Genomic DNA, 14,634 nt, shown 5'->3' with positions numbered 1-14,634 from the left:
AACGTGATAAGGTTAAAAACCTGCCATAATGGCAGATTCCTTTCATTCTTAATTAGAGATTTGCAACGTTATGATAGACTTTTTGAACATCATCGTCATCTTCAAGGGCATTAACAAGACCTTCAAAGATTTCTAAATCTTCTGGTGAAAGTTCAACTTCAGATTGAGCAATCATTTCTAATTCTGTTGTTGAGAATTCAGTAATACCTGCTGCTTTTAGCGCTGCAATGCCTTTGTGAAGGTCTGTAGGTTCAGTATAAATAACGATGTTTCCTTCTTCTTCGGTTACATCGCGAACATCAACTTCAGCCTCAAGCAAAATTTCAAAAATATGGTCAGGGTCTGTTCCTTTAAATACAATCACGCCAGTATTGTCAAACATATAGCTTACAGAACCTGCCGCGCCGATATTGCCGCCTTTTTTATTGAAAATTGTGCGGACATTAGCAATCGTACGGTTAACATTCGACGTTAACGTTTCAGCGATAACCATTGCACCATTGGGGCCAAAGCCTTCATAACGCCCTGGCACGAACGTTTCATCTCCGCCACCTTTGGCTTTATCAATGGCTTTATCAATAACGTGTTTTGGGACCTGTGCTTGTTTTGCACGTTCAATAACGAACTTTAAAGATGTGTTTAATTCAGGGTCTGGTTCACCTTGTTTAGCCGCGGCATAAATTTCTACACCGAACTTTGCATATACGTTAGATGTTGCACCGTCTTTAGCCGTTTTTTTAGCAACAATATTGGCCCATTTACGTCCCACTGGAATAGTCCCCTCGAAAATTTAATCACAAAGCATACAGGTTAATAACCTGCGTGCTTTTCCTCGTACATTATATCATGATATGTAAATTCTCGTCTATGAGAAATAAAAATATCCCATTTCATGGAGTGTTGTTTTAATACTATTAATTGTTAATATTATGGATAAACTATATTCGAAATGTTTCTGGTTCTTTTCTATTCTTAATAGTTGAACCGCAGCAATAATACATACGACAAGAGAAACAAAAGTGATTAACCTGGTAAAATACCTTTTTAAAGGCTTTCGATAACGCATTAACTAAACAGCTATAAAAATGCTGGGTCTGGCATTATGCAGGCCACAGGAGAGATCGGATTATGAAGGTTGTCATTTCAAATGGCATTCATGCAAGTACCGCCTTCGCCTTATATAACACGTTCACGTCTGCTGTTGGCTCGCAGAGGATAGACTGGCTGGTCCTCAGGTCTGCTATGAACGATAAACGAAGGTCAGAAGCGCCTGAAAACTCGCTATCAGAAGAAATACTCTTCATTAACTACACCATGAAATACCTTTTGGTGATAGGGTTATATTTCTCATAACAGGAGATAAAACTAATGATTGTAAGAACCTGGCACGGCTGCGTTCCACTTGAACATGCGGATGGCTTTGCTATACATCTGGAGAAAACAGGAGTAGAGCATTCAAAGAGCATCCCAGGAAACATAGGCGCGTTTGTTCGCAGAGAAACGCAGGGTGGTTGGGAACATTTTTTTCTTGCTACCTACTGGCAGGATCTCCAGTCGGTGAAGGCGTTTGCTGGAGAAAACTATCACGTGGCGGTCACCTACCCGGATGACGAAGAATTTGAACTACTTTCTGATCCTTACGTTTTCCAGCATGTTGTTGAGTCCGTCTCACCCCTTTAATCCCATGTCGGGGCAACCTGTCTGTAACCCGGAAGTTGAATAACACCCGTACTAATTACTATCAGCAACGTTCGCTCATGGCACATAGCCGACGTGATATTGATTTCCCCTGGCGACGAGTTTTGCCCAACATTTCAAAGAAAATGTGGGCAGCATGTCGATGGACTACCCTATGCGTTAGCGCATGTTTTTGGCCTGCGATCGTCTGAAAAATACCGAAACATCGTCGTACTGATTGCCAACGCGTTGGATTACGAGTCTGACAGTGCGTTTGGTAAAGTCTTTAAACGTCTGATTGGCTGTTCACCCAGATTGCACCGCCAGGTAAGCGGCAGCAATTAAAAATCCACGCCAGGCGTGGATTTTTGAGGGGGCGAGAGCAGGGGATTAGTGTTCACGCCTTGCCATCAACAGTGCCAGGTCGACGAGGCGGTTGGAGAATCCCCATTCATTGTCATACCACGCCAGAATTTTGACCATATTTCCGCCAATCACCAACGTCGACAGACCGTCGATAATGGAAGAACGTGAGTCACCCTGGTAGTCGCTTGAGACGAGTGGTTCATCGCTGTAACCGAGGATCCCTTTCAGTGGTCCCGCTGCGGCGGCATCACGAAACGCATTATTGACCTCTTCCGTCGTCACATCCCGCTCAAGCGTTACGGTTAGATCGACAATGGAAACCACCGGAACCGGTACGCGCAGCGAGTAACCGGTCAAACGACCATCCAGCTCAGGAATGACTTTACCAAGCGCCTTCGCGGCACCGCTGGAGTAAGGCACAATCGACAGTGCGGCGGCGCGAGCGCCACGAAGGTCTTTTTCCGGCTGGTCATGCAGCGCCTGACTGTTGGTATAGGCGTGGGTGGTGTTCATCAGACCATGCTTAATACCGAAATGCTGGTGCAGAACCTGCGCGGCAGGTGCCAGACCGTTAGTGGTGCAACTACCGTTGCTGACCACGACGTGTTTATCCGGGGAGTAGAGGCCATCGTTAACGCCCATCACGATGGTTAAATCTTCGTTTTTACCGGGGGCGGAGATAATCACGCGCTTTGCGCCACCGCTGTGGATATGCACCGCTGCTTTGTCACGGTCAGTGAAGAAGCCGGTTGCTTCAATAACAATATCAACTTCGCTTTGACGCCATGGGATGTTGGCGGGGTCGCGTTCGCTGAACACGGTAATGGGTTTACCGTCAACGACAAGCTGCCCTTCACCGGCGGTGACGTCGGCATCGAGTTTTCCGAGCAGCGAATCGTATTTCAGCAGATGCGCCAGTGTCTTACTGTCTGTCAGATCGTTGATTGCCACAATCTGAATATCCGGGTTACCCAGCGCTGCACGCAGTACGTTGCGTCCGATACGGCCAAAACCGTTAATACCGACCTTTACCATGATCAACTCCTTATCTGTTGTCTCTGAAGGTAATGTAGGTCGGTCATCAGTTGGCGTAAATGACAAAAAAGGATCACTTTACGCCATTTTACGACAGTGAAAGCGCTGACGATATTCTCCCGGCGTGAGCTGGAGCTGTTTTTCAAACAGTCGCCGTAGGTTAATGCTGCTGCCAAATCCCGTTTGTTCAGCGATACGATCCAGCGTCTCGTTGGTCTGCTCCAGACGCTGTCGTGCAGCAGCCAGACGAGCTTCGGCGACGTAACGGGCCGGCGAAGCGCCGGTTTCCCGGGTAAACACGCGGGTGAAATTACGCGGGCTCATGGCGACTTTTGCCGCCAGTTTATCCACACTGAGGTCGGCGGTGAGGTTTTCGAGCAGCCAGGCCTGTAGATCGCTAATGGGGCCCTGGGTACTGCTCTGCTGAAGGTTGTAGCGGCTAAACTGCAACTGGCCTCCGGGTCGGCGCAGGTACATGACGAAGTCCTGAGCGATGTCGCGTGCCAGACTGAAGCCGTAGTCCTCTTCAACCAGGGCAAGCGTCAGGTCAAAGCCGGAACTGACTCCGCCTGACGTCCAGATGTGTTCGTCCTGAATGTAGAGCGGACCGCCTTCGACGCGCACCTGAAGGAATTCTGCCTGCATGGTTTCCAGTAGCTTCCAGTGGGTGGTGGCTCGTCTGCCGTCCAGCAGTCCGGTTTGCGCCAGCAGCATCGCGCCGCCGCAAATGGATGCAATGCGGCGGGCATGGGGAGCGGCAAGGCGCAGCCAGTCAACCACTGCAATCCCTTCCTGCGGATTTTGACCTCTGCCGGTGATAATGATGGTATCCAGAGGCTCACGAGGGTCAATTTCATGCAGGCGATGATCTGCCAGTAAATTTAAACCAGACTGACCATGGATCACCTGATGCGGTTGAGTTGTTGCTAACTGCACCTGGTAACAGATGTCCGTAGCACCTTCCGGATGCAGGCGATTGGCCTGCATCAGAATGTCGGCAATACCAGCGGATTCAAACAGCATACCGCCATCGGGGACAATGATGAGTATCTTCTTCATGTCCTGAAAAGTAATCTTTTTACAGAATAAGTCAACAGCACAGACGCAGATGGAAGCGGTCTTATCCCTGCCGCAGAGACTGTCCCGCCTCTGACCGCCAGTAAACGGGCGGTGAATCGTGACAATAAGCGGCGAAGAGAGGGTCAATCAATTCATCAGGCTGGCGTAGAGGCATTCGCGGTGGTCCTGACCCCCGACAGAGGCATTACTGACATTGGCGTTTACTCAACGGGCAACCGGCATTGCGGCGCCATGCGCCGGGAGCCTGACCATACTGACGCTTGAAGCTGCGGTTGAATGACTGCTGAGAGTCAAAGCCCAACGCGATCGCCACGTTCAAAATCGGTTCGTCGCTGTGGGTTAAGCGTTCAACCGATTTTCGCAGCTTTTGCGCGCGAATATACCCGGCGATGGGATAACCCGTATGTTCTTTGAAAATGCGCTGAAGGTGCCATTTGGAATAACCGGCTCGTCTGGAAACGGTGTCGATGTCCAGGCGGTTATCAAGGTTGTTATTGATCCAGTCGAGTAAATCGTGAATAAATGCGCCAGTGTTCATCTCGCTTCCCCCGGGCTGCGTATCAAAAAGCATCTTTATCTGTTGCATTTAAAGGTGGCTCCTTTTGAAAATAATTGCAAGTTTTATTGTTACATTTAAATCCCTGCCTGAAACAAGTCTTTTCACATCCGCTCAAATAGCACATAAAGTGCAACAATTATTCTTGCACTTAGTTAAGCGCCTTCCTACAATCGCCGCGATAGTGTATTTGCAACTGTTACAGTTTTGTGGCGATGAACGACACAAATGGCCTTAAGTCAGCTACCGGACAAAGGAGGTGGCGCGGCGTCTCCCGCAGCGTCTTGCCCGGCGGCTACCAATACCGGAATAAAAATAATGAGCCTGCAAAAAACCTGGGGTAACGTTTATCCGAGCGCGCTGGGGGTGATGTTGCTCTCTATGTTGCTTGTCGGATGTGATAACAGCGTCGCGCAAAACGCCGCGCCGCCTGCGCCCGCCGTCAGTGCTGCTGACGTGGTCGTAAAATCCATTAGCCAGTGGGATAGCTTTAACGGTCGGATTGAAGCGGTGGAGAGCGTCCAGCTACGCCCCCGCGTCTCTGGTTACATTGATAAAGTGAATTACACCGACGGTCAGGAAGTGAAAAAGGGCGAGGTGCTGTTCACGATTGATGACCGAACCTATCGCGCGGCGCTGGAACAGGCGCAGGCGAACCTGGCAAGAGCTAAAACGCAGGCAAGCCTGGCGCGAAGTGAGGCGAACCGCACCGATAAACTGGTCAACACGAATGTGGTATCCCGCGAAGAGTGGGAGCAGCGCCGTTCGGCTGCCACCCAGGCGCAGGCCGATATTCGCGCTGCCCAGGCGGCGGTTGACGCCGCGCAGCTGAATCTGGACTTCACCAAAGTCACCGCGCCTATTGACGGTCGCGCCAGCCGGGCGCTGATCACCAGCGGGAACCTGGTGACTGCGGGCGACAGCGCCAGCGTCCTCACTACGGTGGTCTCGCAGAAGACGGTTTACGTCTATTTTGACGTGGACGAGTCAACCTATCTCCACTATCAAAATCTGGCCCGCAGCGGGCAGGGGGCATCCAGCCATCACACGGCGCTGCCGGTTGAGATTGGCCTGACGGGCGAGGAGGGCTATCCCCATCAGGGCAAAGTGGACTTCCTGGATAACCAGCTGACGCCGAGTACCGGCACCATCCGTATGCGCGCGCTGCTGGATAACGCGCAGCGTCAGTTCACACCGGGACTTTTTGCCCGCGTACGCCTGCCGGGCAGCGCGGAGTTCAAAGCCACGCTTATCGACGACAAAGCGGTGCTGACCGATCAGGATCGTAAATACGTCTATATCGTCGATAAAGAGGGGAAAGCACAGCGTCGTGATATTACGCCGGGGCGTCTCGCCGCCGGCTTACGCATCGTGCAGCAGGGACTGAACCCTGGCGACAGAGTCATCGTCGAGGGCTTACAAAAAGTGTTTATGCCGGGTATGCCGGTTAACGCCAAAACCGTTGCCATGACCGCCAGCAGCGCCCTCAACTGATCCCTTGACCTGAGAATCCAACCCATGGACTTTTCCCGCTTTTTCATCGACAGGCCGATTTTTGCCGCCGTCCTGTCGATTCTGATTTTTATCACCGGGTTAATCGCCATCCCGCTGCTGCCGGTGAGCGAATATCCTGACGTCGTGCCGCCAAGCGTGCAGGTGCGCGCGGAATACCCCGGCGCCAACCCGAAAGTGATTGCCGAGACCGTGGCGACGCCGCTGGAAGAGGCGATTAACGGCGTTGAGAACATGATGTACATGAAGTCCGTCGCGGGTTCCGACGGCGTGCTGGTGACCACCGTCACCTTCCGTCCGGGAACCGACCCGGATCAGGCGCAGGTTCAGGTGCAAAACCGCGTTGCGCAGGCCGAAGCGCGTCTGCCGGAAGACGTGCGGCGTTTGGGCATTACCACCCAGAAACAGTCCCCGACGCTGACGCTGGTGGTGCATCTGTTTTCGCCCAACGGTAAGTACGACTCCCTGTATATGCGTAACTACGCCACGCTGAAGGTGAAGGACGAGCTGGCGCGCCTGCCGGGCGTCGGCCAGATCCAGATTTTCGGCTCGGGTGAATACGCGATGCGCATCTGGCTGGATCCCAACAAGGTGGCGGCGCGCGGGCTGACCGCGTCGGATGTGGTGACAGCGATGCAGGAGCAAAACATACAGGTGTCCGCCGGGCAGCTTGGTGCCGAGCCGCTGCCGAAAGAGAGCGATTTTCTGATCTCCATTAACGCCCAGGGCCGTCTGCATACAGAAGAAGAGTTTGGCAATATTGTCCTGAAAACGACGCAGGACGGTACGGTCGTCCGCCTGCGCGACGTGGCGCGTATCGAAATGGGGTCCGGCAGCTATGCGCTGCGTTCCCAGTTGAACAATAAAGACGCGGTCGGGATTGGTATCTTCCAGTCGCCGGGGGCGAACGCCATTGATTTGTCTAACGCGGTACGCGCGAAAATGGACGAACTGTCCACGCGCTTCCCGGCAGATATGAAGTGGGCGGCACCTTACGATCCGACGGTCTTTGTGCGTGATTCGATTCGTGCGGTGGTGCAAACGCTACTGGAAGCGGTGGTGCTGGTGGTGCTGGTGGTGATCCTGTTCCTGCAAACCTGGCGCGCGTCGATTATTCCGCTGATCGCGGTGCCGGTTTCGGTGGTGGGTACTTTCAGCATTCTCTACCTGCTGGGCTTCTCGCTGAATACCCTGAGTTTGTTCGGGTTGGTATTAGCCATCGGTATCGTGGTGGACGACGCCATCGTGGTGGTGGAAAACGTCGAGCGAAACATTGAAGAGGGGCTTGCGCCGCTTGCGGCAGCTCACCAGGCGATGCGAGAAGTGTCCGGGCCGATTATCGCGATTGCGCTGGTGCTGTGTGCGGTGTTTGTGCCGATGGCGTTTCTCTCGGGCGTCACCGGGCAGTTCTACAAGCAGTTTGCGGTGACGATCGCGATTTCCACGGTCATCTCTGCCATTAACTCGCTGACGCTCTCTCCGGCACTGGCGGCACTGCTGTTAAAACCGCACGGCGCGCCGAAAGATTTCCCGACCCGGCTAATCGATCGTCTGTTCGGCTGGATTTTCCGTCCGTTTAACCGCTTTTTCCACCGCAGCTCGAACGGCTATCAGGGGCTGGTGGGTAAAACGCTGGGACGACGCGGCGCGGTATTTGCGGTGTATCTGCTGCTGCTTTGTGCCGCAGGCGTCATGTTTAAAGCGGTGCCCGGCGGGTTTATCCCGACGCAGGATAAGCTGTATCTGATTGGCGGCGTGAAAATGCCGGAAGGTTCGTCGCTGGCGCGCACCGACGCGGTGATCCGCAAAATGAGCGAAATCGGGATGAATACCGAAGGCGTGGACTATGCGGTTGCGTTCCCGGGGCTGAACGCGCTGCAGTTCACCAACACGCCGAATACCGGGACGGTCTTCTTCGGCCTGAAGCCGTTCGATCAGCGTAAACATTCCGCGGCGGAAATTAACGCGGAGATCAACGCGAAAATTGCGCAAATTCAGGAAGGTTTTGGCTTCTCCATTCTGCCGCCGCCGATATTAGGGTTGGGGCAGGGCTCCGGGTATTCGCTGTATATCCAGGATCGCGCAGGTCTGGGTTATGGCGCGCTGCAAAACGCGGTGAATACCATGTCCGGGGCGATTATGCAGACGCCGGGAATGCATTTTCCGATCTCAACTTATCAGGCTAATGTTCCGCAGCTGGATGTACAGGTCGATCGTGATAAAGCGAAAGCGCAGGGCGTGTTGCTGACCGACCTTTTCGGTACGCTGCAAACCTATCTGGGCTCGTCGTACGTGAATGACTTCAACCAGTTTGGCCGTACCTGGCGCGTGATGGCGCAGGCTGACGGGCAGTTCCGCGACAGCGTGGAAGACATAGCCAATTTACGCACCCGTAATAGCCAGGGCGAAATGGTGCCAATTGGCAGTATGGTGAAAATCACGACCACCTACGGGCCGGATCCGGTAATCCGCTACAACGGCTACCCGGCGGCGGATCTGATTGGCGATGCCGACCCGCGCGTGCTCTCGTCTGCGCAGGCGATGACGCAGCTGGACGCGATGTCTAAGCAGATCCTGCCGAACGGGATGAACATTGAATGGACGGATCTGAGCTTCCAGCAGGCCACCCAGGGCAACACGGCGCTGATCGTCTTCCCGGTCGCGGTGCTGCTGGCGTTCCTGGTCCTGGCGGCGCTGTATGAAAGCTGGACGCTGCCGCTGGCGGTGATCCTTATCGTCCCGATGACCATGCTCTCCGCGCTGTTTGGCGTCTGGCTGACCGGTGGCGATAACAACGTGTTCGTGCAGGTGGGGCTGGTGGTGCTGATGGGGCTGGCCTGTAAAAACGCGATTCTTATCGTGGAGTTTGCCCGCGAGCTGGAAATTCAGGGCAAAGGCATTATGGAAGCCGCGCTGGAGGCGTGCCGCCTGCGTTTACGTCCGATTGTGATGACCTCCATCGCCTTTATTGCCGGGACTATTCCGCTGATCCTCGGCCACGGCGCGGGCGCAGAAGTGCGCGGCGTCACCGGTATCACGGTATTTTCCGGCATGTTGGGGGTGACGTTGTTTGGTCTGTTCCTGACACCGGTGTTTTACGTGACGCTGCGAAAGTTCGTTACGCGCGGTAAACCGATAAGGGATGTTTTGCCGGTTTCTTAAAGAATTGCACATAACAAAAAACCGCCTTCACCGTTTAGGCGGTTTTTTTTCAGTCAGGAAATAACTAATGCGCTTTTTTAGACTGGGTATCAATCTCAGGGACCGGATCGCACCCGCTGGTATCGGCTTTTTTGACCTCCTCCAGCGCGCTTGCCACGGTATGGCGAGCTAATACCTCTAACGAAGCTTGCTCCGCTTCATCGGCGATAGATTTGAAGTACCAGCAAGCGTTGGCGCTGACCACGCAGCGAGCCGGTACGTCAGGACGCGATGCCCATAGCTTTTTATCTTCAATAACAGAAAGGTAGATATCACGCAGGGTGATCTCTTCCGCCGGGCGACCAAGATGAATAGAACCGTTGCGGCCAAGCGTTGAGACGATGATACCGTCCCGCGTGAGCGGAACCATTAATTTGCGAATAAAGCTCGGATTTGCTTCCAGACCATAGGCCAGAATTGCACTTGTCGAACGTTCACCCGATTGCTCCGCCATCGCTACGCTGAGAACCATCTGCAAAGCTGTCGGGAAGCGGTAATCTAACATTTTATTGTCCTGGGTTGCGGTGAATCTTGTTCTTTTTGGCACCGCGGAGGTGGATAATCAGTAAGCATCAATATAACAAAAACGGTAATTTTTTTGAAGCAGTCAACATTTGACCTGACATGCCAGACGAACAGCCTGGGATCTCAGTCCAGAGAATCAGACACTGAAACGATGTTATCGAACCAAAGGAGTGAAACCCTGTTTTACACATTGTTATAAACCCAGATGACGTCAGATAAATCAGTGCTGAACGTGGTTTGTATTCGTTATAGCCATACTCATATTTAGTGGTGAGTTTCATTGCCTGAACAATATCGCCGAATCCGTGTTCACTTATAACACCAAATGTACGCTATACGTAGGGGGACAAAATATCATCAATTCAGGTCTTTGGAGTAAAAATATCAGTCTATCCTTTCTGAAACTTTCAATGGATTAAAGCCTGTCGTTTAAGAATAGTGGTGTTTTCTTTTTATCGGCCCACGTTAGTATCAATGTTAACTATTTTTCATGCAATTAATGGAAGTGGGTTGAGGGGGTATCTTTAGATTAATATGGAATCGGTTGTTGTTTTTTTATTCTTTTGTTTCCGGTATGAAATTATGCGATAAAAATTGAGTTGTCTTTTTCAATTAAAAAACAACATGATACGGTTTATTTTACACGCGATTTCCTGTCTCGTTTCACAATGTCAATGTTTTTCTAAGAGAATGGTCACGTTAAAGTCCTCTCCCTTTCTGCCGATAGATACGCTGGCACATGTTTAAAACATGATCAATTTCAATATGTTAGCTTGACTCCGACCTTAAGTCGAACGCTCCCGGCATTGTTCTGGTTTTTTCAACGGGTGGCAGGGAAAAGGTGACTTTTTTGTATGAGATAGCAAATGAAAATAAATGATTTTGGTGTTGGTACCCGAATGGGAGTTGGCTTCAGTATTGTTCTCACCCTTGTCGTTATTATGGCTGTAACGGGGATCGTTAAATTAAATGGCATATTGAAAGAAACCCATGCTATTACGGACAGGTTGTTGGTGCTGGAGCGACTCACGGGGGCGTGGGGGGCGGCAATTGACTATAATGGTGCGATGGGGCTATCTGTACTGACTTCCTCTGATGATGGAATTAAAAAATTTGCCCAGTCAAAGATGAAGGTAATGTCAGAGCGGGTGAGTGCCATTCAGAAGGAACTGGCAGAATTAATTGTCTCTGATACGGGTAAGTCACTCCTGGCGACCGTGGGAGATAAAAGAAAGCTGTACATCGATATCCGCAATGAGGCGATTCGCATCAGTGAACAAGGGAATGGTGATGCCACCAATGCATTTATTCGCCAGAAACTCATTCCCGCCATGGAGGTCTATTCCGGCAGCGTAAAAGCACTGGAAAATTACGATAAAGCACAAATTGATGAAGCCAGTGGGTCCATTCAGGAGAATGGCTCGGCGGCAATTCAGGCTCTGATTGTTCTTGGCGTCATCGCTATTGTCGTCGGCAGTCTGTTAGCGTGGTTTATCACACGTGGGATAACTCGCCCATTGCTGTCAGCCGTTAATGTGGCTCGGGAAGTGGCGTCCGGTAATCTGGGTATCGACGTCAAAGTGGAATCCCGAGACCAGCCTGGACAACTGATGCTCTCCCTGAAGGAAATGACGGAGAGTCTGCGTAATACGGTACGCAAGGTTCGTGAAGGGGCCGACAGCATTGCGTTAGCCGCGGCTGAAATTAATAGTGGTAACACCGATCTGGCCTCTCGCACGGAAGAGCAAGCGGCAGGAGTAGAAGAGACTGCCTCGACGCTGGAAGAGCTGACGGCAACTATTAACAATACTGCAGCAAACACGGCGCAGGCGCATCGTTACGTGAGTGAGACAGCCTCTGTCGTGAAACAGAATGGCGCCGTTATGAGTGAAGTGTCTTCCCGGATGCAGGAAATTTACGATTCCTCATCAAAAATGGCGGACATCATCCAGGTTATTGATGGTATAGCCTTCCAGACCAATATTCTGGCGCTGAATGCAGCAGTAGAAGCTGCGCGAGCGGGTGAATCCGGACGTGGTTTTGCTGTGGTGGCTGGAGAAGTCCGAACACTGGCACAACGCAGTGCGTCAGCTGCCCGTGAAATTAAGGAATTGATCGATGATTCTGTCTCCCGTATTGCCTCTGGCCGCAATCTGGTTGAAAAAGCAGATGCTGGCATGATGGGAATTGTTTCCAACGTTCAGAACATGACTCAACTGATTGAGGAAATCGCACAAGCGAGTCGGGAGCAGAGTGATGGGATTGCCCAAATCAACAGTGCGATGGGACAGATTGATACCACCACACAGCAAAATGCCGCGCTCGTTGAAGAGTCAGCTGCAGCTGCCTCTTCAATGCAGGAGCAGTCTCGTGTACTCCAGGATATGGTGAGCGTGTTCAGTTTGAATGAGGAAGGAATACAACCAGTAAACATGACCTCAGAAAAACGTGTTAGTCGCCAGAGGGAGAGGAATAATGGCGAAAAATACGTGGTGTCCAAAAAGATAGCTTCAGAAACAGACAACTGGGAAACGTTCTGAGCACCCTAATACGAAAAATCCACGCAATTGCGTGGATTTTCTGGTTTTACTTTTGAGTCATGAGATTCAGTGACCTCATGAGACCGCAGATTTTATTTAGACGTTGAACAGGAAGTTCATCACATCGCCATCTTTAACGATGTAATCTTTCCCTTCAGCACGCATTTTACCGGCTTCTTTCGCGCCTTGTTCACCTTTGTAGGTGATGAAGTCGTCAAACGCGATCGTCTGTGCGCGGATAAAGCCTTTCTCAAAATCGGTATGGATTTTACCTGCCGCCTGCGGTGCGGTGGCGCCGACAGGAATGGTCCATGCACGCACTTCCTTCACACCAGCGGTGAAGTAGGTCTGCAGGTTCAGCAGCTTGTAACCAGCACGGATCACGCGGTTCAGGCCCGGTTCTTCCAGCCCCAGTTCCTGCATGAACTCGTCGCGCTCGTCATCGTCGAGTTCAGCGATGTCCGCTTCAACGGCGGCGCACACCGGAACCACGACGGAACCTTCCTTCGCGGCAATTTCACGTACCTGATCGAGATACGGGTTGTTTTCGAAACCGTCTTCGTTCACGTTGGCGATATACATGGTCGGTTTCAGCGTCAGGAAGCTCAGGTAGCGGATCGCCGCTTTATCTTCGTCAGTCAGATCCAGAGAACGCAGCATGCCAGCTTCAGAGAGTTGCGGCAGGCATTTTTCCAGCGCGGCCAGCTCGGCTTTTGCGTCTTTATCGCCGCCTTTGGCTTTCTTCTGTACGCGGTGAATAGCGCGTTCGCAGGTATCGAGATCCGCCAGCGCCAGCTCGGTGTTGATCACGTCGATATCTTCCGCCGGGTTCACTTTGCCCGAAACGTGAATAATGTTGTCGTTTTCAAAGCAGCGCACCACGTGGCCAATCGCTTCGGTTTCACGAATGTTGGTCAGGAACTGGTTACCCAGACCTTCACCTTTGGACGCGCCTTTTACCAGACCGGCAATATCAACAAATTCCATTGTGGTCGGCAGGATACGCTGCGGTTTAACGATCTCAGCCAGCTGCTCCAGACGCGGGTCGGGCATCGGCACGACACCGGTATTCGGCTCAATCGTACAGAATGGGAAGTTTGCCGCTTCAATACCGGCTTTGGTCAGCGCGTTGAACAGGGTAGATTTCCCGACGTTGGGCAAACCGACGATACCGCATTTGAATCCCATGATTTAAATCACCTTAATATCTTAATAATCAACCTGTTGTAGAAAACAGATTGTAGAAATGGAAATAACTTTGCCTATTATACACAGCGTACGGCAAAAATGCCGCACATCACTGCTTATTGCGCTTTAAAGGCGTGCAATCGATTCGTTGCTTTGGTCAAACCGTCTTTGAACCATACCTCAGTGCAACGCGCCGCTTCGTCAATCGCGTCGTCAATTAACTTCTGTTCTGAAACAGGCGGTTTGCCTAATACAAAGCCGACAACTTTATTTTTATCGCCCGGATGACCGATTCCGACACGTAAGCGATGAAAGTTAGGGTTATTGCCGAGCTTGCTGATAATGTCTTTCAGCCCGTTGTGTCCGCCATGACCTCCGCCGAGTTTAAATTTTGCCACGCCAGGGGGAAGATCCAGTTCATCGTGGGCCACTAAAATTTCGTCGGGATTGATGCGATAAAAACTCGCCATTGCGCCGACCGCTTTGCCGCTCAGATTCATAAACGTGGTGGGAACTAATAAACGGACATCTTCACCTTCCAGACTGACTCTGGAGGTGTAGCCAAAGAATTTCGGCTCTTCGCGCAGAGGAGCACGCAACCGCTCTGCCAGTAAATCGACGTACCATGCGCCCGCATTATGTCGGGTGGCTGCATATTCAGCGCCGGGGTTCGCCAGGCCGACAATCAGTTTAATCGTCACGTTTTTATCCTGAGTGTTTCAATAACTGGCGCGTAGTTTACTGTCTGTCGCCCCGCTTGACAAAGCACCGTGTCACTTTACCCGGAAACTGAATAATTTCCTGTATTGATTATTGGAAAGTCAAGGTGTTCAGAGGCTTATTTGTAAAGATTTGTTGAATAATGGGGTGTAATTGTGATCGCAGGCGCACTACCAAAGTGGTGTGTTGTCTATACTTTACACATATGGATTAGGGGTATTCCCTGAAGCAACC

Annotated in this window: 11 protein-coding genes; 4 read left to right on the top strand and 7 right to left on the bottom strand. The window is 51.6% G+C overall.

The window, feature by feature from the left end; translation table 11 throughout:
- Positions 1–52 precede the first annotated feature (52 nt).
- Positions 53–769, bottom strand: coding sequence for a YebC/PmpR family DNA-binding transcriptional regulator (locus ACQ0PY_RS13225; RefSeq protein WP_043000457.1), 717 nt, complete (start codon positions 767–769; stop codon positions 53–55).
- 599 nt (positions 770–1,368) lie between these two features.
- On the opposite strand from ACQ0PY_RS13225, the gene ACQ0PY_RS13220 reads away from it, so the two are divergent.
- Positions 1,369–1,680 carry a hypothetical protein gene (locus ACQ0PY_RS13220; RefSeq protein ID WP_109740304.1) on the top strand — a complete coding sequence of 104 codons (312 nt, stop codon included), beginning with the start codon at positions 1,369–1,371 and terminating at the stop codon, positions 1,678–1,680.
- Positions 1,681–2,067: 387 nt separating this feature from the next.
- Here ACQ0PY_RS13220 and gap read toward each other — a convergent pair whose 3' ends face one another.
- The 3 genes from gap to ACQ0PY_RS13205 all read right to left on the bottom strand — a co-directional run bounded on the left by gap (position 2,068) and on the right by ACQ0PY_RS13205 (position 4,696).
- A complete protein-coding gene (gene gap, locus ACQ0PY_RS13215; RefSeq protein ID WP_109740303.1) occupies positions 2,068–3,078 on the bottom strand; it encodes a type I glyceraldehyde-3-phosphate dehydrogenase in 1,011 nt (336 codons plus the stop codon).
- A 78-nt stretch (positions 3,079–3,156) separates the two neighbouring features.
- A complete protein-coding gene (locus ACQ0PY_RS13210; RefSeq protein ID WP_446894148.1) occupies positions 3,157–4,137 on the bottom strand; it encodes a GlxA family transcriptional regulator in 981 nt (326 codons plus the stop codon).
- Positions 4,138–4,342: 205 nt separating this feature from the next.
- On the bottom strand, positions 4,343–4,696 hold the full coding sequence (locus tag ACQ0PY_RS13205; RefSeq protein WP_043001911.1) for a helix-turn-helix domain-containing protein: 354 nt from the start codon (positions 4,694–4,696) through the stop codon (positions 4,343–4,345).
- 336 nt (positions 4,697–5,032) lie between these two features.
- Between ACQ0PY_RS13205 and oqxA the strand changes: the two genes are divergently transcribed.
- Positions 5,033–6,208, top strand: a complete 1,176-nt coding sequence (gene oqxA / locus ACQ0PY_RS13200) for a multidrug efflux RND transporter periplasmic adaptor subunit OqxA (protein ID WP_044257676.1) — start codon at positions 5,033–5,035, stop codon at positions 6,206–6,208.
- 24 nt (positions 6,209–6,232) lie between these two features.
- Positions 6,233–9,388, top strand: a complete 3,156-nt coding sequence (gene oqxB, locus ACQ0PY_RS13195; protein WP_109740302.1) for a multidrug efflux RND transporter permease subunit OqxB — start codon at positions 6,233–6,235, stop codon at positions 9,386–9,388.
- 64 nt (positions 9,389–9,452) lie between these two features.
- On the opposite strand, the gene oqxR is transcribed toward oqxB, so the two are convergent.
- The gene (oqxR, locus tag ACQ0PY_RS13190; protein ID WP_043000464.1) at positions 9,453–9,932 is read right to left on the bottom strand and encodes an efflux pump transcriptional repressor OqxR; all 480 of its coding nucleotides are present in this window, start codon (positions 9,930–9,932) and stop codon (positions 9,453–9,455) included.
- Positions 9,933–10,818: 886 nt separating this feature from the next.
- On the opposite strand from oqxR, the gene ACQ0PY_RS13185 reads away from it, so the two are divergent.
- Positions 10,819–12,492, top strand: coding sequence for a methyl-accepting chemotaxis protein (locus ACQ0PY_RS13185; RefSeq protein ID WP_109740301.1), 1,674 nt, complete (start codon positions 10,819–10,821; stop codon positions 12,490–12,492).
- Between the two features lie 96 nt (positions 12,493–12,588).
- Here the strand turns inward: ACQ0PY_RS13185 and ychF are convergent, their stop codons facing one another.
- Both ychF and pth read right to left on the bottom strand, forming a co-directional pair.
- A complete protein-coding gene (gene ychF / locus ACQ0PY_RS13180) occupies positions 12,589–13,680 on the bottom strand; it encodes a redox-regulated ATPase YchF (protein ID WP_043000470.1) in 1,092 nt (363 codons plus the stop codon).
- Between the two features lie 116 nt (positions 13,681–13,796).
- Positions 13,797–14,381, bottom strand: coding sequence for an aminoacyl-tRNA hydrolase (gene pth / locus ACQ0PY_RS13175; protein ID WP_043000471.1), 585 nt, complete (start codon positions 14,379–14,381; stop codon positions 13,797–13,799).
- Positions 14,382–14,634: the final 253 nt, after the last annotated feature.

The organism is Citrobacter sp. LST-B2 (assembly GCF_057983045.1).
This window is presented reverse-complemented; position numbering and strand designations above follow the sequence as displayed.

What these genes read in the sequence shown, in the direction of transcription:
- ACQ0PY_RS13220 (WP_109740304.1), top strand. Translation starts at nt 1,369, where the DNA reads ATGATTGTAAGAACCTGGCACGGCTGCGTTCCACTTGAACATGCGGAT.
- gap (WP_109740303.1), bottom strand. Translation starts at nt 3,078, where the DNA reads ATGGTAAAGGTCGGTATTAACGGTTTTGGCCGTATCGGACGCAACGTA.
- ACQ0PY_RS13210 (WP_446894148.1), bottom strand. Translation starts at nt 4,137, where the DNA reads ATGAAGAAGATACTCATCATTGTCCCCGATGGCGGTATGCTGTTTGAA.
- ACQ0PY_RS13205 (WP_043001911.1), bottom strand. Translation starts at nt 4,696, where the DNA reads ATGAACACTGGCGCATTTATTCACGATTTACTCGACTGGATCAATAAC.
- oqxA (WP_044257676.1), top strand. Translation starts at nt 5,033, where the DNA reads ATGAGCCTGCAAAAAACCTGGGGTAACGTTTATCCGAGCGCGCTGGGG.
- oqxB (WP_109740302.1), top strand. Translation starts at nt 6,233, where the DNA reads ATGGACTTTTCCCGCTTTTTCATCGACAGGCCGATTTTTGCCGCCGTC.
- oqxR (WP_043000464.1), bottom strand. Translation starts at nt 9,932, where the DNA reads ATGTTAGATTACCGCTTCCCGACAGCTTTGCAGATGGTTCTCAGCGTA.
- ACQ0PY_RS13185 (WP_109740301.1), top strand. Translation starts at nt 10,819, where the DNA reads ATGAAAATAAATGATTTTGGTGTTGGTACCCGAATGGGAGTTGGCTTC.
- ychF (WP_043000470.1), bottom strand. Translation starts at nt 13,680, where the DNA reads ATGGGATTCAAATGCGGTATCGTCGGTTTGCCCAACGTCGGGAAATCT.